The organism is Tenacibaculum litopenaei (assembly GCF_964514025.1).
GTDB lineage: Bacteria > Bacteroidota > Bacteroidia > Flavobacteriales > Flavobacteriaceae > Polaribacter > Polaribacter litopenaei.
On record NZ_CAZEQT010000007.1, the window covers coordinates 303,603 to 323,823 of the forward strand.

Annotated in this window: 22 protein-coding genes and 1 riboswitch; of the genes, 9 read left to right on the plus strand and 13 right to left on the minus strand. The window is 40.4% G+C overall.

The genetic code is table 11. The annotated features are described in order from the left end of the window. The first annotated feature begins 41 nt into the window (after positions 1–41). From ACKTS5_RS15915 to ACKTS5_RS15925, 3 genes are all read left to right on the plus strand, one after another. Positions 42–476, plus strand: coding sequence for a hypothetical protein (locus tag ACKTS5_RS15915; protein ID WP_408044882.1), 435 nt, complete (start codon positions 42–44; stop codon positions 474–476). Positions 477–632: 156 nt separating this feature from the next. Next, on the plus strand, positions 633–1,547 hold the full coding sequence (locus tag ACKTS5_RS15920; protein WP_408044883.1) for a helix-turn-helix domain-containing protein: 915 nt from the start codon (positions 633–635) through the stop codon (positions 1,545–1,547). Positions 1,548–2,047: 500 nt separating this feature from the next. Beyond that, positions 2,048–3,157, plus strand: a complete 1,110-nt coding sequence (locus ACKTS5_RS15925) for a YCF48-related protein (protein ID WP_408044884.1) — start codon at positions 2,048–2,050, stop codon at positions 3,155–3,157. Here the strand turns inward: ACKTS5_RS15925 and ACKTS5_RS15930 are convergent. Next, entirely contained in the window at positions 3,154–3,408 is a 255-nt protein-coding gene (locus ACKTS5_RS15930) for a hypothetical protein (protein ID WP_408044885.1), read from the minus strand. The genes ACKTS5_RS15925 and ACKTS5_RS15930 overlap by 4 nt on opposite strands. 15 nt (positions 3,409–3,423) lie before the next feature. Here ACKTS5_RS15930 and ACKTS5_RS15935 point away from each other — a divergent pair, with 15 nt between their 5' ends. Next, positions 3,424–3,795 (plus strand): hypothetical protein, encoded by a 372-nt coding sequence (locus ACKTS5_RS15935; RefSeq protein ID WP_408044886.1) that lies wholly within the window; start codon positions 3,424–3,426, stop codon positions 3,793–3,795. A gap of 8 nt (positions 3,796–3,803) precedes the next feature. Further along, positions 3,804–4,433 (plus strand): Type 1 glutamine amidotransferase-like domain-containing protein, encoded by a 630-nt coding sequence (locus ACKTS5_RS15940; RefSeq protein WP_408044887.1) that lies wholly within the window; start codon positions 3,804–3,806, stop codon positions 4,431–4,433. A 145-nt stretch (positions 4,434–4,578) separates the two neighbouring features. Here the strand turns inward: ACKTS5_RS15940 and ACKTS5_RS15945 are convergent, their stop codons facing one another. After that, positions 4,579–5,385, minus strand: a complete 807-nt coding sequence (locus ACKTS5_RS15945) for a DUF1338 domain-containing protein (RefSeq protein WP_408044888.1) — start codon at positions 5,383–5,385, stop codon at positions 4,579–4,581. A gap of 157 nt (positions 5,386–5,542) precedes the next feature. Between ACKTS5_RS15945 and ACKTS5_RS15950 the strand changes: the two genes are divergently transcribed. The 3 genes from ACKTS5_RS15950 to ACKTS5_RS15960 all read left to right on the plus strand — a co-directional run bounded on the left by ACKTS5_RS15950 (position 5,543) and on the right by ACKTS5_RS15960 (position 9,526). Then, the gene (locus tag ACKTS5_RS15950; RefSeq protein WP_408044889.1) at positions 5,543–6,001 is read left to right on the plus strand and encodes an Lrp/AsnC ligand binding domain-containing protein; all 459 of its coding nucleotides are present in this window, start codon (positions 5,543–5,545) and stop codon (positions 5,999–6,001) included. A gap of 5 nt (positions 6,002–6,006) precedes the next feature. Further along, positions 6,007–8,913 (plus strand): FAD-binding and (Fe-S)-binding domain-containing protein, encoded by a 2,907-nt coding sequence (locus ACKTS5_RS15955; protein WP_408044890.1) that lies wholly within the window; start codon positions 6,007–6,009, stop codon positions 8,911–8,913. Between the two features lie 160 nt (positions 8,914–9,073). Continuing rightward, the gene (locus ACKTS5_RS15960) at positions 9,074–9,526 is read left to right on the plus strand and encodes a hypothetical protein (RefSeq protein WP_408044891.1); all 453 of its coding nucleotides are present in this window, start codon (positions 9,074–9,076) and stop codon (positions 9,524–9,526) included. A gap of 59 nt (positions 9,527–9,585) precedes the next feature. Here the strand turns inward: ACKTS5_RS15960 and ACKTS5_RS15965 are convergent, their stop codons facing one another. The 10 genes from ACKTS5_RS15965 to thiS all read right to left on the minus strand — a co-directional run bounded on the left by ACKTS5_RS15965 (position 9,586) and on the right by thiS (position 18,387). Further along, positions 9,586–10,122, minus strand: coding sequence for a hypothetical protein (locus ACKTS5_RS15965; protein ID WP_408044892.1), 537 nt, complete (start codon positions 10,120–10,122; stop codon positions 9,586–9,588). Positions 10,123–10,130: 8 nt separating this feature from the next. Further along, a complete protein-coding gene (ctlX, locus tag ACKTS5_RS15970) occupies positions 10,131–11,069 on the minus strand; it encodes a citrulline utilization hydrolase CtlX (protein ID WP_408044893.1) in 939 nt (312 codons plus the stop codon). A 62-nt stretch (positions 11,070–11,131) separates the two neighbouring features. After that, on the minus strand, positions 11,132–12,205 hold the full coding sequence (moeB, locus tag ACKTS5_RS15975) for a molybdopterin-synthase adenylyltransferase MoeB (protein ID WP_408044894.1): 1,074 nt from the start codon (positions 12,203–12,205) through the stop codon (positions 11,132–11,134). An 8-nt stretch (positions 12,206–12,213) separates the two neighbouring features. Next, positions 12,214–13,356 (minus strand): 2-iminoacetate synthase ThiH, encoded by a 1,143-nt coding sequence (thiH, locus tag ACKTS5_RS15980; RefSeq protein ID WP_408044895.1) that lies wholly within the window; start codon positions 13,354–13,356, stop codon positions 12,214–12,216. 25 nt (positions 13,357–13,381) lie between these two features. Further along, positions 13,382–14,158 (minus strand): thiazole synthase, encoded by a 777-nt coding sequence (locus ACKTS5_RS15985; RefSeq protein ID WP_408044896.1) that lies wholly within the window; start codon positions 14,156–14,158, stop codon positions 13,382–13,384. 3 nt (positions 14,159–14,161) lie between these two features. Then, positions 14,162–14,800 (minus strand): thiamine phosphate synthase, encoded by a 639-nt coding sequence (gene thiE, locus ACKTS5_RS15990; RefSeq protein WP_408044897.1) that lies wholly within the window; start codon positions 14,798–14,800, stop codon positions 14,162–14,164. Beyond that, positions 14,790–15,596, minus strand: a complete 807-nt coding sequence (locus ACKTS5_RS15995) for a hydroxymethylpyrimidine/phosphomethylpyrimidine kinase (RefSeq protein ID WP_408044898.1) — start codon at positions 15,594–15,596, stop codon at positions 14,790–14,792. The genes thiE and ACKTS5_RS15995 overlap by 11 nt, the downstream gene beginning before the upstream one ends. A gap of 9 nt (positions 15,597–15,605) precedes the next feature. Continuing rightward, positions 15,606–16,214 (minus strand): thiamine phosphate synthase, encoded by a 609-nt coding sequence (locus ACKTS5_RS16000; protein ID WP_408044899.1) that lies wholly within the window; start codon positions 16,212–16,214, stop codon positions 15,606–15,608. Between the two features lie 63 nt (positions 16,215–16,277). Further along, positions 16,278–18,134: a phosphomethylpyrimidine synthase ThiC gene (thiC, locus tag ACKTS5_RS16005; protein WP_408044900.1), complete on the minus strand. Its 1,857-nt coding sequence runs from the start codon at positions 18,132–18,134 to the stop codon at positions 16,278–16,280. 49 nt (positions 18,135–18,183) lie between these two features. Then, entirely contained in the window at positions 18,184–18,387 is a 204-nt protein-coding gene (gene thiS, locus ACKTS5_RS16010; RefSeq protein ID WP_408044901.1) for a sulfur carrier protein ThiS, read from the minus strand. A 65-nt stretch (positions 18,388–18,452) separates the two neighbouring features. Then, a riboswitch (TPP riboswitch) is annotated at positions 18,453–18,546 on the minus strand. A 319-nt stretch (positions 18,547–18,865) separates the two neighbouring features. On the opposite strand from thiS, the gene ACKTS5_RS16015 reads away from it, so the two are divergent. Then, on the plus strand, positions 18,866–19,150 hold the full coding sequence (locus tag ACKTS5_RS16015; protein ID WP_408044902.1) for a hypothetical protein: 285 nt from the start codon (positions 18,866–18,868) through the stop codon (positions 19,148–19,150). 67 nt (positions 19,151–19,217) lie between these two features. Here ACKTS5_RS16015 and ACKTS5_RS16020 read toward each other — a convergent pair whose 3' ends face one another. Continuing rightward, positions 19,218–20,177, minus strand: a complete 960-nt coding sequence (locus ACKTS5_RS16020; protein ID WP_408044903.1) for an arginase — start codon at positions 20,175–20,177, stop codon at positions 19,218–19,220. Positions 20,178–20,221 lie beyond the last annotated feature (44 nt).

Sequence of the window (20,221 nt, forward strand, 5' to 3'; positions counted from 1 at the left end):
TTAAGCCAGTGGTTTAACCTCTTTTTTTAATCTATGCATTTATGAAAAAAGCCATCCCCTTAGGTCTTTTCCTCGTTTTTTGTTTGGCCTGTAAATCACCTGTAGTCATTGATACTGCTATCAAACAAATTCGTTATGGAGGACGTGCTGGTGCCCAGCCTATTACTTCCTTTCTCATCGAATTTAAGGTAACCAAAGATATCTTGGTACAGCTTGACAGTGCCGACGTTGTTACTAGTGCTCAAAAACACCGTGTTCAACAACAATTAAGCGCTGCCAAATCCAATACCTTGCTCAGCACAATTCGCAAAAAAGGCAGTTACTTATTAAGCCTTGAATTAAGTCCTGACAACATCATTACAACAGTACCGGACGCACGTACAAACGATCAAGTAACACTGTACTATCGCATCAATAACACGCCAAAAAAACTCGTTCTTGAAAAATTCATAGAAAAGCAAAAAACGCGACGTTAATATTTAAGAGATTTCTAATTAGAAATCTCTTTTTTTTTCAATTCATCAAAATTTAACATTTTTATAAAATTCTAACATTACTTTAACAGCGTAAAGTAGCGCACTGTGGCAATCCGTTCTATTTTTAATAGCCTAAAAAAATAGCACGAATTATCTATGGATTCTATCCCAAATTTTACAACTTCGGACTTCAAGTCTCATTTTTTCACCCCTAATTCCGACACCGATTCACTGTATGGGCAAGATCCTGAAAATTTTTTAATCGCACCGTTTAGTGCCTTTAAAGACCTGATGAATTTACCCATCCCTCTCTACCGGCGATCCGTTACCCAACTCTATGTCATTACCCGAGGAAACATGATTAAAACCTGTAACTCTAACTCCGTAAGCATCAAAAATAACCAGGCTCACTTTTGGTTACAAGACCAGATTACCGGACTCGAATATTTTTCGGAAGACGTCGATGGCTTTTATTGTCATTTTACTACGGAATTTTTGGTACAATCCAAGTTTACCACTATGGTTATGAACGATTTTATCCCGTTGAACTCGCATATGGAGCAACAGGCCGTAACACTCCCGAATGCAACCGTGTCATTACTCATCAACAATTTAACTCGTATGCACGAAATTTACCTCCAGAACTACGATCCAAAATTATTGAGAACCTATCTCCTATCTGTTCTGTATGAAATTAAAAACGCGCTACCAGAGTTCAGCCCACTACATAGTAATGACAATCGACAAGCAAAACTGGTCAATGATTTCAAGCAATTGTTAGCTGACAACATCACCAGAGAGCAACACATTCAATACTATGCTGACCGGCTAAACGTTTCACCGAATCACCTCAACAAAACGGTAAAACAGCTCACGGGAAAAAGCACAAAAACTTGGGTCAATGAAACCTTAATTTTAGGAGCCAAAATACTGCTCAAACAATCGGATTTATCCATTCAAGAAATCGGATACACTCTCGGTTTTACCGATCCGTCGTACTTTACACGCTTTTTTAGAAAACACACCGGACTCGCCCCTTCAAATTTCCTCAAAACCCTTGAAAATGATTGAATTATACTAGTCAGTGATTACTTTGTGAAAGCCTGAACACTGCGAACATTCTATTTTTGAGTATTGTCAAGTATAAGGGTTTTGACAGGTTCACACAAACGGGTTTTAAGGACCGTTGATTTTAAAAAGTTTTCCCCTTTTTTTAACCGCTCTATCCTCAAGTACTCGTAGAAAAAACAACAATGTACACAGGCAACTTAACAAAACACCTGTAGATACCCGCTAGTAATCTTCTCCAAAAAATTACCGTTGTTTTCATAACAACCGGATAGGTCAACCTGTGATATCAATTGAGTAAGTAGTATTGACGTTGTTCTCCAAGGCAACCTAAATCAGTCACTTTCCACCTGTCTGCCTCCTCGAACTCCCCGTCAATTCTCAAACTGTCAACAACCGCAACCTATACCTCCTCATTGTTCGAGATTGAATAATCCCATTTTTAGATTGAATTTTAAAATCGCTCCCCACGGTGCTTCGCTAAGTTTGTAAAAAAGAAACAGATGAGAAAATTAAAATTATTCACCACCTGGGCCCTCGCCTTTTTACTCTTGGCTAGTTGTCAGGACAGCAGCCCTGCAGACCATCCTGATCCAGGGCAACCTGCACCTCCGCAAGTCCAAGTTCAATTCAATAAAATTGACCTACCCACTGAACTGCCACTGCGAAAAATTCAATTTGCCTCTTCCCAAATAGGCTATATCGTAACAGGTACCAGTTATCCCTCAAACAAAGGGAGTATTTTAAAAACTACGAATGGAGGAAAAACATGGAATACTGTATTTGAAAGTGATTCCTTTTATTTTAACGATGTAAGTTGTAAAAACACCACCACAGTAGTTGCAGTGACCAACAATGGTACCATCCTTAACTCGAAGGATGGCGGTCAACAATGGTCAAAACTCGAAACCTTTACCGATAAAGGATATTACATGAGTTCTGTAAGCCACACCAAAAACGACGAATTGTATATCGTTGGTCAAAAAGGGGCGTTGAGTAAAGGGTTTATTTTACACTCTACAGACTCAGGAAGCAGTTGGAATGATCTTGAAAAAAACAATACCAATCCCGCATTAGATTACGCTACACTCTTACACAATAATATACCGACCTGTATTGCCTACCACGCTCCAAGTGATGCCTTAATTTTTAGTGGCGGCATTTGGTCCGAAGGAAAGGTTGCTATTCAACAGAACAATTTCTGGGATGTTTACAATCCGAAGCAACCCGTTCGATTTACGGATTTAGCAATGAAAGAAGGGTTTGTTATAACGGTAGGCAATAACGGTCAAACAGGTTCCGGTGGCGAACGAGGAGCAATGCATACCTATGACTCCCAAACTAAGCTTTGGACAACTATCGATTACGGCTTCCAAAACAAATTAACAGCAGTTGCCTTGCACAACCAACAAATTATCGCAGTTGGTGCCAATAACTCCAACAACCTCATCGATGGAGAATTCATCATTCATTCCGCCGATCAAGGAAAAACTTGGCAACGCCTCAAACATTCTTTTGTTACGGCTGGATGGGAAGATGTATACGCCTATGACCATCGAACATTTTACGCACTGGGGTACAAAGGCCTCTTAGTAAAATTAACGGTAAACTAAGGTCGTCGTACACCTAAAAGATTAGGGTACCTGTGTACTGCTAACAACTCCATCAGGAACCCCGACACTCCCAATGGAATCCATTGACAGCAGTACCTTGTGAACGTACCGATCAACTCCTCAATAACAGCACTGTTTAGAGGAGTTTCCTTACAGAGAATTGGCCAATGATTTTCTCTATTCGTCTGATCAAAATCAGTTAAATAACTACTAACGATTGCTCCTAAGGCCAAGGGAGCAATTTTTACCATTAACACAAGCCTCTAATGCCAAAAATAACCACCATACACAGCCCTAACTGCAATGCTCAATTGTTAAAGAAGATACTAGAAAAACGCTTCATTCCACTAGGCTACGAAGTAGAATACAGCAAACTTCACACTTCTGATGTTCATGTAAAAACAAGTGAATGGATTGCTACCAACCTAAAAATATCGCAGACAAAAGATAGTACCGAGTTTATCGTAAACAACTACATTCCTAACCCAGTCTATCGATTACTGGCAACTGGGCTCTTGAGCTATCTCGTACTCAATACAAAATGGAAAGTACTCGAAGAGGAAATCACAGACTACCTAAAGTCGGAGAATTTCGTTAAAAAGCTAGCTACTGAAAAAATTACCAACCCAATAAACTAAGCCCAGTTATGCGCGTTTTTCTCAGCTCCTCGTATTCGGATGTCGCCTCCTTACTACCGGAGGTATATCGTGAGTTTCGAACAGGTCTCACGGTAACACGTATTGTCCTTTCGCACAATTGCGAAGCAGGTAAGGCCTGCGGTTCGAATGACCAAGAAGTGCTCTTAGCACAAGGATTCAATATTGACGACTTAGACATTACAACCAGCGATCAACAAACAATTGAAACGGTTATTGAACGTAATGACGCACTCTTTATTTCGGGAGAAAATGCGTTCTTGTTGTTACAAGAAGTACAACGTACCCGAGCTGATCAGTACATAAGTAAGCATATACGCAAAGGGAAACTGTATATTGGTGTGTCAGCAGGTGCTGTAATTACCACTCCCAACATCCATTATGTACTGGGTATAAACAATCCTGCAAAAGCGCCATTACTCAGTTCGTTTCGAGCGCTAAATGTCATTCCGTTTTATCCGGTGCCCCATGTTAACCAACCTCCCTTTACTGAAAAGGTTGCCGACATTATTCGTAAATACGAACACCTTTTAGAGCTAATTCCCATTCAAAATTCAGAAGCTATATACTACACTGGCAAACGCTGCACGGTAGTTGACAGCATCGAATTTCCCCAATAGTAATAAGTACCGTTGTAGCAGCCTTACTCAAAATAATTTTTCCCCCGCTACAACACTCGTGCTTATTGTGAATTTTAGCACCCTAGTTAAATAGAAAAACAGCCAAGCAATGCTTGGCTGTTTTAAAAGAATAGACCTAATATGCCTATTGTAATTTCATATCAGTACTCTCGAAAATTTTATCTGCTGAACCTGCGATAAACCCTGAATACAATTGACCGTTACTCATTGGGTGACGGAAAGCAAACTCGTAATAACACGAAGTAATTTCCTTAGTAACTTCTTTAAATGCTACTGGAATTCTATCGGCTAAAACACTTGATTGCTCTAACATTTGCTCTGGAGTTCCTTTGATTTCTCCTCCAGAAGTATTCATTTTAAACCCGTTTTCTTTTAAAAACTCGTTCACTTCCTGTAAAGAGCTAAACGTGCTTAATTTATTCACATCAACAGTAAAGTGGTTAGAGCAGAATCCGTTTACGTACAACCAAGCTGCATATTCACTCTCTTGCTGTAACTTTTCGTATACATCAAAACTCGGTTGTTCCCATAAGCGCCCTTTAAACACTAAAGTACTAGCATCTAAATCAGCTGCTGGAATACTGTCGATCATCGCCTTTACCTCTGCTTGTAATTCAGCAGAAAACTCTTTTGTTTTCAACTGACTGATAAATACACGTGGTGCATTTTTATCCGTAGCATGCTCAAAGTGTTTTGCGTATAACTTTTTAGCTTCAAATACGTAGTCTCCTTTTTCAACATACCCCGCTTCAATGAAAGGCTTAGCCAAAACTTCAATATTAACACGCTCATCATCAAACGTTCTGAATGCCACGTGATCATTGAAAACTTCATTTCCCTGATTACTAAATAATTCCTTTATTTTTTGTGCAGAAGGAGTACGCTCTGTATACTCGTTCCATAACTTATCAAAAATTTGTGTTGTGTTCATTTGAGTTACATTATTTTGCTACAAAAATAAACCGATTTTCTTTTAATAACGCTATAATATAGTTAATTTTACACCCACAACAACTATTTTGTAAAAATATAACTCAAATAACAATCAATAAATATCATATTGACATTATTGAATTAAAAATCACTCTATGGATAATCAATTTGATTATATAGACAAACAAATTCTGAACATTTTAAGAACTGACGCTCGTAAAGCCTATTCTCAAATAGCTGAAGAACTAAAAGTTTCCAACTCGCTCATCCATCAAAGAATTAAAAAGCTCCAACACGAAGGTGTTTTAGGCAAAGCAGAATTCATTGTAGATGAAAACAAGCTCGGTTATAAAACCAAATCATATACAGGGATACGCTTGCGAGAAGCTCGATTTGCGAAAAGTGTGATGAAAGAATTAGAAAAGATTGAAGAAATCGTTGAATGTAACTTTGTTTCTGGGAATTATGCCATATTTATTCTCATCTTTGCCAAGGATAACGAGCACTTGCAAAAGATTTTATACGATGAAGTACACCTCATCAACGGCGTTGCCGGAACCGATACTTTTATCTCTTTTGACACTTGCTTTAAACGTAACATACTTATTAAATAACAACAATGAGTAACAACAAACTACACAACCTACACCTATCATTAGAAGGGGAAGTTCACTTCGATGATTTACATAAAAGTATTTACGCAACCGATGCTTCGGTGTATCGAAAAATACCTTTGGCGGTAGCCTACCCTAAAACCCAAGAAGATTTAAAAAAATTAATCGCCTTTGCCAACGAAAACGAGGTGACGCTCATTCCGAGAACTGCAGGAACCTCCTTAGCCGGTCAGTGTGTAGGCGAAGGAATTGTTGTGGATGTTTCTAAGTATTTCACCAACATCCTTGCTTTCGATGAAGCCAATAAAACTATTACGCTAGAACCCGGAATTATTCGCGACGACTTAAACCGTTTTTTAAAGCCTTTTAAGTTGTTTTTCGGTCCGAATACCTCTACCTCTAATCGCTGTATGATCGGTGGTATGGTAGGAAACAATTCCTCTGGTAGTACTTCTATACGCTATGGAGTAACCCGTGATAAGGTCCTTGCCATAACGGGAATTTTGAGTGACGGAAGCGACGTTCATTTCGGTGAATTAAGTTCAGAAGCCTTTAAACAAAAACGCTTCGAGCCCACACTTGAAGGTCGCATCTATAAAGATTTATACAACGAGCTGAGCAATACAGCAGTACAGCAAGAAATAAAAAAGGAGTTCCCAAAAGCGAGCATTCACCGAAGAAATACGGGCTATGCTGTAGATGAATTTCTGAGTTCTGAATTATTTGGGGGGACAGAAACTACCGTGAACCCAGCCAAATTCCTATCGGGAAGTGAAGGTACCTTAGTATTTTCAACGGCAATTACGGTTCAACTCGATGATTTACCACCACCGGTAAGTATTATGGTTTGCCCACATTTTACAAGTGTTGATGCTAGTTTAAAAGCGACAGTTACCGCCATGAAACACCGATTATTCGCCTGTGAATTGATGGACAAGGTAATTTTGGACTGTACGAAAAACAACCGAGAACAAGCTAAAAACAGGTTCTTTTTACAAGGTGACCCTGAAGCTGTTCTCATGCTAGAAGTCAGCGCCCATACCCTCGAAGATGCAGAGCGCCAAGCGGATGCTCTTATCGATGATTTGAAAACCCACGGGCACGGGTATCACCACCCCAAGATCTACGGTGCAGATATCGCTAAAGTTCATTACCTCCGAAAAGCCGGTTTAGGTTTGCTAGGAAACATGGTGGGTGATATGAAAGCCGTTGCTTGTATTGAAGATACGGCTGTAGCTCTAGAGGATCTTCCCGATTACATCGAAGAGTTTACTGCCATCATGACCAAGTATCAGCAAGAAGCAGTATACTACGCTCATGCAGGTGCTGGAGAATTACACCTACGTCCTATATTGAACTTAAAAAAACAAGCCGATGTAGTACTCTTCAGAAAAATCACTACGGAAACTGCAGAGCTCGTCAAAAAATACCAAGGGAGTTTCAGTGGAGAGCACGGAGACGGTATCGTGCGTGCAGAATTTATCCCGTTAATGATTGGTGACAAAAACTACCAATTACTAAGGCGTTTAAAAAAATCATTCGACCCGAACAATATCTTTAACAAAGGGAAAATTACCGATGCCTATGCTATGGATGAAAACCTGCGCTATACGGTAGATCGAGAAGAACCACAAATCGAAACCCTTCAAGATTTTTCAGATAGTGAGGGCATACTAAAACTCGCCGAAAAGTGTAACGGTTCTGGAGACTGTAGAAAATCACCTGAAGCCGGCGGAACCCTATGCCCTAGTTATAGAGCCACTCGAAATGAAAAGGAAACAACTCGTGCAAGAGCCAATACACTCCGCGAAGTATTGACCAATAATACCGCAAAAAACAAATTTGACTCTAAGGAGTTAAAACAAGTTCTCGATTTGTGTTTGAGCTGTAAAGCCTGTGCAACAGAGTGTCCTAGTAATGTAGACATTGCCTCTATGAAAGCCGAATTCCTATACCAATACCAAGAAACCAACGGATATTCATTTCGAAGCAAGTTGTTTGCCAACAATGCTAAGTATAATAAGCTCGGAAGTAAATTTCCTGGGCTCACCAACTTTATGACCAATACGAGCATCGCTAAGAAAATTTTGGGAGTAGCCATGCAGCGAGAAGTTCCGAAATTGGCCAAACAACCGCTAGATGCTTGGTTGCGTAAACACCCGAGACAAGGGCAAAAAAACCCCGTAAAAACGGTGTATTTATTCAATGATGAATTTACCAATTTCTACGATACAGAAATAGGAAAAGACAGTATTTGGGTACTCGAAAAATTGGGATACAACATCGAAACCATAGCTCATGAAGAGAGTGGTCGTAGTTATATTTCAAAAGGATTCCTCGGAGAAGCTAAGGAAATCGCTACAAAAAATGTGGCCTTATTTGCACCATTAATCAATGAAAACACGCCACTTATTGGTATTGAACCTTCAGCTATTTTGAGTTTTAGAGATGAATATCTCCGATTGGCAGATGACAAACAAGCCGCTCAGGAACTCGCTAAACACACCTTTACCATAGAAGAATTCTTAGCCAAAGAATACGACCGCGGCAATATCGATACCAGCCTGTTTACTGATGCTCAAAGAGAGCTAAAAATTCACGGACACTGCCATCAAAAAGCGTTGTCAAGCACGCACGCATCCTTTACAGTGTTAAACATCCCTAAGAATTACAAGGTTACCATCATGAATACAGGTTGTTGTGGAATGGCTGGTTCTTTTGGGTATGAAAAAGAACACTACGACGTAAGTATGCAAGTAGGAGAAGATACGTTGTTTCCAAAAGTTCGCAATTGTAGTGACCAAACAGCAATTGCTGCAGCCGGAACGAGCTGTAGACATCAAATTTACGACGGTACCAAACGACTCGCACAGCACCCAGTTAGTCTGTTGCGAGAAGCTCTTACCAAATAAACACGAAGCACCTCCTCCCGAGGTGCTTTTTTTGTCAAAAATGACACCATCCGTACACAGTTCTGTACCTTCCACCCATTAAAACAAACTATATAGTTAATTTACAACTACTTATACAAAAGTATTTCGTATTTTTAAGTAACATTAAAAAACAGTACGTATGTCGTCAAACAAAATTATCGTAAACAATGCTTTACTTATTTTTGCGGGCATCACTGGGTTCTTTTTTTTCATGAAAATTCTAGGATTAGACAATGTCTCTGAGTTAAGACTATTGAATTTTGTTTTTGTATTTTGGGGTATTAACCGAGCTATAAAAACAAATATTCACAACAACCGAGAACTCGTTTATTTCCAAAATTTATTGATTGGAGTTGGAACTTCCATTATGGCCGTTGGCCTCACTATTTTGGGGCTTATTATTTATGTAACTTTTTTGGATGCTGCCTTTATTGAAGTATTAGAAAATTCTTCTTTTTGGGGCAAAGACCTCAACCTGTCACTGGTTGTTTTTGCACTCGCCATTGAAGGCATCGCCTCCTCTGTAGTTTGTGCATTTATTTTAATGCAGTACTATAAAAATTACAAAATTAACACTACCGCTGTTGCCTAGCATACAGTATAAAAGTCCTTTACCTCGAACTCCTTCTCTGTATGATGGTAAAGGGCTTTTTATTTTTTTAAAAGGGCAGATACGGCTCGAATTACACCTCTTTCTTTGTAAATATCATGACCTCCCTGATTCCAAAGTTGGTAGTTATAAGGGTACTGTGTCATCCACTGATCATCAGGCCTGAAAGGATCATTCACTCCAAATATCAAAAAGTGTAACTGGATATCTTTTGGCAATTCATAACGCAATCGCGTGGTAGATATACACACTACACGGAGCCTCGATTGCTGTAAAGTACTTAATCTCCAAGCTATATATCCTCCTATACTCAAGCCAATTACCGATAATCCCGGAATCAATTGATGAGCTAAATGCTCCAAACATTGATCAATTCCGTATTCAAGGTAATACTCGTGCATCGATTGCTCGTCCGTGAGATTCTTTGGAATTTGCGCAAGTGTTCGCACATCGATAAAAGACAGTTCAAAATACGGAGCGAATTCTGTTAGGTATAATTCCTTCCACAGCGCATTCGACCAGCCCCACATATCCGATAAAATCCAAAGTGGTGGTTTACTATTTTGCGCTGTTTCCATATACTAACTTACGCGTGGTCTTTAGGTAAAAAGACTTCTGCCATCATACAACGGGCACTCCCTCCTCCACAGGTTTCAATCGTTTCTAACGAACTGTGAACAATACTGCAGTGTTTTTCAATCGCCGTACGTTGTTGTTGTGTAAGAGATGCATTTGCAGCACTACTCATGACTAAAAACAACCTTCCTTCGTCATTTTGAACCTGAAGCATGTTGCCGGCAAACTGTGTTACTTGATTTTCTGAAATCGCCACAACCTCTTTACCATCAGCTTTTAAATGTTTGAGTAGATTTTTCTTTTCTTTTTTATCATCAATGGCATCCAGGCAAACAACGGCAAAAGTTTCGGCCACACACATCATAACATTCGTATGATAAATGGCTTCTCGGTTACCAGCAACTGTTTGGTTGGCTGTAAATACAACTGGAGTAAATTCAAAATCTTCACAAAACTCAATAAACAATTCTTCATCGGCTCTTGGTGACAATGCACAATAGGCCTTACGATGCTTTCTGTCTAAGATCATACTACCAGTACCTTCCAAAAAGATACCTTCTTCTTCCGCTTCTGAATAATCGACCACATTTTCAATTCGCAGTCCCTGTTCTTCCAGTAGGTCTAAAACATCCTCTCGCTTTTCCAATCGTCGATTTTCAGCGAACATCGGATAGATGGCTACATCTCCATTTTCGTGGAATGAAATCCAGTTGTTTGGAAATAGCGCATCAGGGGTATTCGGTTCTTCTGTATCTTCAACCACAATAACGGTTACTCCAACCGCTCGTAACTTAGCGACAAAAGTATCAAATTCTTCCTGGGCTTTGGCATTGATAGTGGCAGGCAATAATGCGACTTCCTGCTGGTAGTAGTTATTTACCGCCGTTTGCTCGTTCATCCTAAAACTGGCAGGACGAACCATAAGTATCGTATTAGTTGTTTGCTTCATACTGCGAAGGTAAGGAGATTTATCGTTTTAAACTACGAGCGCTATTCGACGATTGCTCCACACTATGCTTGAACTGCATCCATACCTCCGATAAGATTGTAAACCTCTAATTCAGGACGAAGCTCTTGAAGTACAGCCATCGCGTTAGAACTGCGACCTCCCGATTTACAATAGACTACCAAAGGTTGATCCGAAGGGATTTTCTGATGCTCGCTGCGCAATGCTGCCAACGGAATGTGTAAGCCTCCAATATTAAACTGATCGCGTTCCCACAAAGCTCTCACATCTAATAATTGAAAAGACTCCAAACGCCCTTCAAGCTCCCCCCAACTAATCTGTTGTTCTTCTTTTGAGGTGGGGATACCACAAAATACGCGGTAATCGTCTAAGAGTTCTGTTACCACTGCTTCAGCGGTTTTCTGGTACTTTAACTGGAATTGTCGCTGGTTTAAGACATCGTACATCAACAAGGTATTTGTCAATACCCTTCCGATACCACAAATGATTTTAATCACCTCGTTAGCCTGTAAACTACCGATAATGCCTGGTAACACCCCTAACACCCCAATCTCCGAGCAATTCGGTGATTCTTCAGGGTTTGGAGGAGTAGGATACAAACAACGATAACTGGCACTCCCCTGATAATTAAACACACTAACCTGTCCTTCAAACTTAAAAATGGCACCGTAGACCAATGGTTTCCCAGTGAGCACGGCAGCATCATTTGTCAGGTATCTCGTTTCAAAATTATCACTTCCATCAACGATGATATCGTACTTTTCAAATAACTCCAAAGCATTTAAACGACTCAATTGGGCGACGTGTACTTCAAAATTGATATAGGGATTTAATTTTGCCAATCGTCGCTGAGCGGTCAGTGCTTTGTACTCACCAATGTCCTCCATTGTATATAAAACTTGACGTTGTAGGTTTGATTGGTCAATACGGTCGTGATCTATTATTCCGATGGTTCCGACACCTGCAGCTGTCAAATACTGCAGTATCGGACAACCCAAGCCTCCAGCTCCGATAACCAATACCCTAGCTTTTTTTAACTTTAATTGCCCAGCTTCCCCAATGGTATCGAGTAGTATGTGTCGACTGTATTGTTTGTATTCTTCTTTCGATAATTCCATACTCAAAATTAACTAAAATGTTCCCAATCTTTCCAAACGACTTCCAATCCTTGCGACTTTAACATCGCTACGATTTCCTCAGTACTTCGTTCGTCCGAAATCTCAAACTGCTCCAATGACTGTGGTTCAACACTGTAGCCTCCTGGATTGGTTTTTGATTCAGCACTCATCGATGTTGCTCCTAGATGGACTATGTGGTTTCTGAAAAGTTCACTCTCTCGGGTAGACATCGACAATTCAACATCCTCATCCAGTAAACGAAACGCACAAATTAACTGTACTAAATCGGCATCCCCCATAGCGACCTTCGGTTCTAAGCCTCCTGAATGCGGTCGCAATCTTGGAAAGGATATCGAGTACTTTGTCTTCCAATACGTTTTCTGCAAATACTTTAAATGCAAGGCCGTAAAAAAACTATCGGCTCTCCAATCTTCCAATCCAAATAGAGCCCCCAGTCCTATTTTATGAACTCCGGCTTTCCCTAAACGATCGGGAGTATCCAGTCGGTAATAAAAATTTGATTTTTTCCCTTTAGGATGATGTTTTTTGTACTCCTGTTGATGATAGGTTTCTTGATATACCAAAACAGCGTACAATCCTTCCGCTACAAGTTCATCGTACTCTTCTTTATCCAAAGGCTGTACCTCAATAGTAATGTTAGAAAAACTAGCTTTAATGAGTTGTATCGCATTTTTTATATACGGAACTCCTACAGTCCTATTTGCTTCTCCTGTTACGAGTAAAATATGATCATAGCCTTTTTCTTTAAGAAAAGCTACCTCTTGCAATATCTCTGCATCGGTTAGGGTTCGTCTGGGAATTTTATTCGTCAAACTAAACCCACAATAGGTACAAATATTCTGACATTCATTACTCAAATACATCGGAGCGTACATTTGTATCGTATTCCCAAATCGCTTTTTTGTCAAGGCGCTGCTCAACTGTGCCATTTGTTCGATATAGGGTTTTGCGGCAGGAGAGATCAACGCTTTAAAATCGTCTAAGTTCCTTTTATCTGCACGCAGCGCTCGTTCTACATCCAGCGTTGTTTTGGTTAGTATGCTTTGGAGCTCTCGATCCCAATCATAGGTATCGAATACTTCTTGAAATCCTCCAACTTGTTTGTTATTTTTAGCATTCATTGCTGCCATTGACTTTGTAACTTCGTACTTTAGCTTATTCCATTTGACTTAAAAAAGAGGTCAGTGGGCTACTCGCCTCTGCGTGTTGCTTTACGGGAGCCAACTTGGCTTCGTAGGCCATACGCCCTGCTTCTACTGCCTTTTTAAAGGCCTTCGCCATTGCTACAGGATTTTGAGATACTGCTATTGCGGTATTTACCAATACGGCATCAGCACCTAACTCCATAGCGAAAGCGGCATGTGACGGTGCTCCTATTCCAGCATCTACAACCACTGGTACATTTGACTGCTCAATAATGATTTCCAAAAACTCCAAGGTCTTGATTCCTTTGTTACTACCAATAGGTGCTCCTAAGGGCATAACGCATTGCGTTCCTACTTCTTCAAGGCGTTTACACAAAACAGGATCCGCATGAATATAAGGCATTACCACAAACCCTTTCTTCACCAAGGCTTCTGCTGCCTTTAGCGTTTCAATTGGGTCGGGCAATAAATATTTCGGATCGGGATGAATTTCTAGTTTTATCCAATTAGTTTCCAGTGCTTCTCTTGAAAGTTCAGCTGCAAAAACAGCCTCCTTTGCCGTTCGTACGCCTGAAGTGTTAGGAAGAAGGTTTATGCGCTGATGCACCAGGTGATTTAAAATATCATCTTCTTCACTTTGTATATCTACGCGTTTTAGTGCAACGGTTACCAATTCACTTTCAGATGCCACAAGTGCCTGCTCCATCAATGCTGAGGAGCTGAATTTTCCCGTTCCAGTAAACAATCGCGATTGGAAGGTTTTATCTGCTATTTGTAATGCTGTCATAATTTAAATTTTATATACCTGATCATGGGTACTATTTGCCTTTAACATCGAATGGAATGACGGAATCGCACTGAAGTTCTCAGTAATCTCTCCTGACACTGCCACTCCGTGAATTCCTGTTTTCATCAATGCTGTAACGTCTTTAAGGGTTATCCCCCCGATAGCAACTACCGGAATCGGCTTTGATAATTGTCCGAGTATTTCTCGGTATCCTTCTAATCCTAAAATTGGACTCAATTTCTTTTTGGTTTCGGTAAATCGAAACGGTCCCATACCAATATAATCGACGTTTTTAGCAATCAATTGCTCACAGTCATCAAGGGTATTGGCAGTACCACCGACAAGTATCCACTTTCCTAACATGGCTTTCGCTTTGGCCGGACAAAAATCCGATTTTCCCAAATGAACCCCATCGGCATTTACTTCTTTGGCTACCGTTACGTAATCGTTTATAATCAAACGCGTTTGAAAATGCGCGCTGATTGCTCTCGCTTCTTTGGCGCATTCCAACACGGTTTTCTCCGGCATATTTTTTAACCGTAATTGCACCCATTCCGCACCGTAAGAGCAGGCTTTTTGTAAATTTTCTAAATGCTCTGCTGCGGTTGCTCCTTGAGTTATGTATTGTAGTTTACTTATCATTATCCGTTATTTTATGCGTGTCTTTTTCATCGTAGTCATGCAGTCCTAGAGCCCTGGTACTCGAATTTAAAAATCGCTCTGTATATCGCTTGGCGCGCTCACCTGCCTCTTGCACCTCATATCCCAGTGCTAAATTCGCAGCTAGTGCTGACGACAATACGCAGCCACTTCCGTGTTTTTGATGCACTTGAGCCACCCCTGGCGGAATCTTTATGAGCGCTCCTGACTCGGTGTAAATTTCATCCCACCCAAGCTTTTCTTTCCGATGCCCTCCTTTGAGGTACAAGGTGGTTAACTGCTTCAAAATTTCAATAATTTCGGGCAATGCGACTCCTGGGAACAAGGCAAAAATCTCTTCGTAGTTCGGTGTAATCAATGCACAATTACGCAATACTTCTCGAAGAGCTTCCGATTGTTTTTGCTCTCTAAAATCAAAACCTGCACTTGCTTTAAGTACGGGGTCCAACACTATTTTTATTCCAGGTTTGAGCTCTTGTAAGTACTGTTGGATCCCCAACAAACTTTCCCAAGACTTCACCAGGCCAATTTTTACAACTGCAATATCATAGCGCCTAAAAAGCACCTCCAATTGCGATAAAATCAGGGCCTGCTCTACCCATTGACAGCTTTCAAATTCGCTATCATTTTGCACCGTAATTGCTGTACAAACTGCCAAACCGTATAAACCGTGTGCTTCAAAGGTTTTTACATCGGCTGTTAACCCAGCTCCACTACAAGGATCAAAGCCTGCGATGGTGAGTGCGTAAGGCAATTGCTGTTGGTCTGGTAATTTCATCTCAAAAAATTAGCCTACTTCTTCTGTAAACTTCGCAAACTCCTCGCGAATAGCTGTAAAGCTCTTCACAGGATGCGCTGCATTCCATACTCCTCCTAACACTCCTACTCCTTTAAATCCCAATGCTAGTGTTCGGTGAAGGGTCTCTACTTGTATGCCTCCCATACCGATGACTTTTTTAGTCAGGTGATTGACATCAAACCCACGTCCTTCATATCCTTTTTTAGATATGGAAGCGAACACTGGGCTCAGTAAATGATAATCAAAAGTAGCCTCTACAGCTTCCAACTCGTGCAATTCGTGAAAAGAACTACTCACTGTCTTTCCTTTGATCTGAAAACTCTCGACATAAGATGTCAACTGCTCTCCTAGTGCTATTCGCGGTTGTTCTTGTAAGTGTACTCCTTTTAAATCAAAATCGTTTAGCAATTCGTGATAGTAGTGTACCACTATTCTGGAATGGTATTTACTGTCGATTTGATTTAAATACGCTACGTGTTCCTCGTAGCCCTTAAACGGCTTACGCAGGTGGTAGTAGTCGAGTCCTTTTTCGAAAAGACCGTGTAATATTGCTATTTCTTCAGGTAAATCTTGTTCTGGAGCTATTAAAACAATCATGGTTATGTTGTATGTATCGGTTCACATGGAGCAGTTAACCACGCCATGTGAACCTTATGAATTTTATAAATATACTTCAGATCCTTTTGTTTTGAACTCTTCTGACTTCTCTTTCATACCCTCTGAAATTGCTTGTTGAGAATCTAACTCCTTCTGTGCCGCATAGTCGCGTACCTCCTGGGTTATTTTCATCGAACAGAATTTAGGACCACACATCGAGCAGAAGTGGGCTATCTTTGCTCCCGCTGCTGGCAAGGTCTCATCGTGATATTCCCTGGCCAATTCTGGATCTAAACTCAAATTGAACTGATCTTCCCAACGGAATTCAAAACGCGCCTTACTCAAAGCATCATCTCTGTGTTGTGCTCCCGGATGTCCTTTTGCTAGGTCAGCGGCATGTGCTGCTAATTTATACGTCACTACTCCTGTACGTACATCGTCTTTATTTGGTAAACCTAAGTGCTCTTTTGGCGTCACGTAACACAGCATCGCTGTTCCGTACCACCCGATCATGGCCGCACCAATACCCGAAGTAATATGATCGTATCCTGGAGCGATATCTGTTGTCAAAGGTCCTAAGGTATAAAACGGAGCTTCGTCACAGGCTTCGAGTTGTTTTTCCATGTTTTCTTTAATCATGTGCATAGGTACGTGTCCTGGTCCTTCAATAAAACACTGAACTTCGTGCTTTCGCGCTATTTTCGTCAACTCACCCAAGGTTTCTAATTCTGCAAACTGTGCTTCATCATTGGCATCTGCAATACATCCTGGACGTAATCCATCACCTAATGAAAAGGCTACGTCATAAGCTTTCATGATCTCACAAATTTCTTCAAAATGAGTATATAAGAAACTTTCTGTGTGATGTGCCAAACACCATTTCGCCATGATAGACCCTCCACGTGAAACGATTCCTGTTATTCGCTTGGCAGTCATAGGTACATAGGCTAATCGCACTCCTGCATGAATGGTGAAGTAGTCTACTCCTTGTTCAGCTTGTTCTATCAAGGTATCTCTAAAAATCTCCCAAGTTAAATCCTCAGCGATTCCGTTTACCTTTTCAAGGGCTTGATAAATAGGCACTGTCCCTACAGGAACCGGAGAGTTACGAATAATCCATTCACGTGTTTCGTGGATGTTTTTTCCGGTCGATAAATCCATGATATTGTCTGCTCCCCATCGACAAGCCCAAACAGCTTTTTCTACTTCTTCTTCAATGGAAGAGGTCGTTGCTGAGTTTCCGATATTTGCATTGATTTTCACCAAGAAGTTACGTCCGATAATCATCGGTTCGGCCTCTGGGTGATTGATATTTGATGGAATTACAGCTCTTCCGCGTGCCACTTCATCACGAACGAATTCCGGTGTAATCTTCTTGGGGATACTCGCACCAAAATCCTTTCCTGGATGTTGTTTTGACAACCTAGTCATCTCGTCTATTCGCTGATTTTCTCGGATAGCGATATACTCCATTTCAGGAGTGATAATCCCTTGCTTTGCATAGTGTAACTGGGTCACATTACTCCCTTTTTTTGCTCTGAGTGGCTTTTGAAGGTGGTTAAATCGCATGTGATCTAAACTAGCATCATTCAAACGTTCGTTACAGTACTCTGACGAGAATGAATCTAGCTGTTCCACATCTCCTCTATCCATAATCCACGATTCGCGTATGCGCTCCAAACCATTATGGATATTAATGTCTTTATTGGGGTCTGTATAAGCCCCTGAGGTATCGTATACGGTTAAGGGTTCGTTTTTTGTTTTTTCTTTGGTTGTGGCATCGATGGTATCGCTGAGTTCAATCTCACGCATGGCCACTTGGATTTGCGGGTGTATGGTCCCGTTTACATAAATTTTCTTAGAATTCGGAAATGGTTTTCTCGTAATACCATTTTTTGGTGCCGTGTCTTTTTTCTTCATAAGTACGTATTGTTAGTATCAGAATTTTGTTTATGACCGGTAAGCATCACTAGCCTCCTTGGGTAGACTTGATAATGAGTACTTCGTCATTTTGTTGCAGATAGGTTTCCGACCAGTGATCGCGTTTGGCAACGGTTGCATTTACGGCAATAGCAATTCCTCTCGAAGAAATTTCGAGCTGAGCTACTAATTGCTCTAAATTAATTGCCTTTTCAAATTGATGTGCTTGGTCGTTTACTTTTATTTGAATCATTTTTCACTAATTAAAGTAAACTATAGAAGAAGTTTTAGCAGGTACCCGAAGTTTCCCATACTAAAATACGATTTATGACTTTTCCCTACGCAGGTGTTAACCCAACAGGTTCCAAGGATATTTCTCAAACTAGTTTCCTAGCTACTCCTAAAGCTTACAGTTACAAATATAAAAGATTATTCGTTTTGAGCCTTTCTAAATTAGCTTTTCTCTTCGCGGATTTCTCAACGAAGACCAATATACCTTCCTTATCCGCAATGAGCTGATAGCTTTGTAACCACACTTAATACTGAAATAACAGAATTCATACTCAAAGTAATCACTTTTAAGGATTAAACCTACAACTGTGTACAAAGGCTGGCTACCTTTAACCTCAGGTGGAGCAGTCCCCACCCTAAAAACGACTCTGTTTCGCGGAGGTAATGAGCGAAAGGCGTTTACCGAAAAGCCATATGAGTAGGAACCAAACTAATAGAAGATGGAAACGAACACTTTAACTGAAAAGCACCTAGGGGTACTAGGAGGATGGACTAAGTACAGAAAATTAAACGATGAAGATTTAGCCGTTTGGGAGGCAACTCCAAAACCTATCGGCGTTAACTATGCTCCTTATGAGGTAGCCTCACAAGTAGTGAGTGGAATGAACTACAAATTTAAAACGGTGGCTTCTATTCCGCACGCAGATGTTGAATGGCCAGCGATCGTAGAAATTTACAAGCCACTTGACGAACCTCCTTATATTACAGGAATTACAAGATTATAAAAACAACAAACGAGCCTTAACAGGCTCGTTTCGTTTTGCATTTTATTTTGGTATTTTGTTTACACACTTAGGCGTCTAAACTTTGTATTTTAGTTGTTACAGCATCTAAAACGTCAAATGCCGTCTCAGCCATTTTATTTCCTTTCAAATCCAGTAGTGGATTTACTTCCACAAACTCGACACAAGCTACTTTTTGGCTGTCTAGTAACTGCGAAATAATATCGATAATTTCGAACTGATCGAATCCTTTAGGCACAGGAGTTCCCGTTCCGTAAGAAATCATATCACAATCCATAGCATCTACATCAAAAGATACGTAGAGTACGTCACAATGCCCTAATTTTTCAAGTGCTTCTTGTACACATATCTCTAAGCCTCTGTAACGAACTTCGGCCACCATATAATTTTTGATGCCGTGTTTTTCCATTTGCTTATCCTCTGGTTCTTCGGTATCACGTACTCCAAAAAACACTATATCTTCCGGGTTTACCTTTTGTCCAGGAACACCAATATTTTTCATGCGCTCCCAAAACTCGGTAGTTTCTCTGTCTACATCGTTGATTTGACAATCGAGATTATCATCAGCAATCGCTGCAGCTAGTGGCATTCCGTGAATATTACCTGATGGAGAGGTATAAGGTGAATGCAAATCGCCATGAGCATCAATCCAAATCACACCAACTCTTTTTGTAGCATTTGCCGCCTTTACACCACTAATGGTTCCTAGTGCTGACGAGTGATCCCCTGAGAGTACCAACGGGAACTTCCCTTCTTGTAAATTCACTTTTACGTGGTTTGACAATCGCTTACATTGATTAAAAACATTTTCAATACGCTTTGCTACTGAATTGTTTTCTTTGTTGTAGATAGACTCATTTTCCGTAATTACATCTTCGTACTCAAAACGGTCAAAATAATTACTTCCTTTATTGATTGCCGCAATTTCTATGGCATCAACCCCCATATCAGACCCCCGGGTTCCGGCTCCAATATCCGATCTGTTTTTTATAATTTTTACTTCTTTCATCGTGTTGCTATGAATTCAATAAAAAAATGTCATTTGAAATCAAA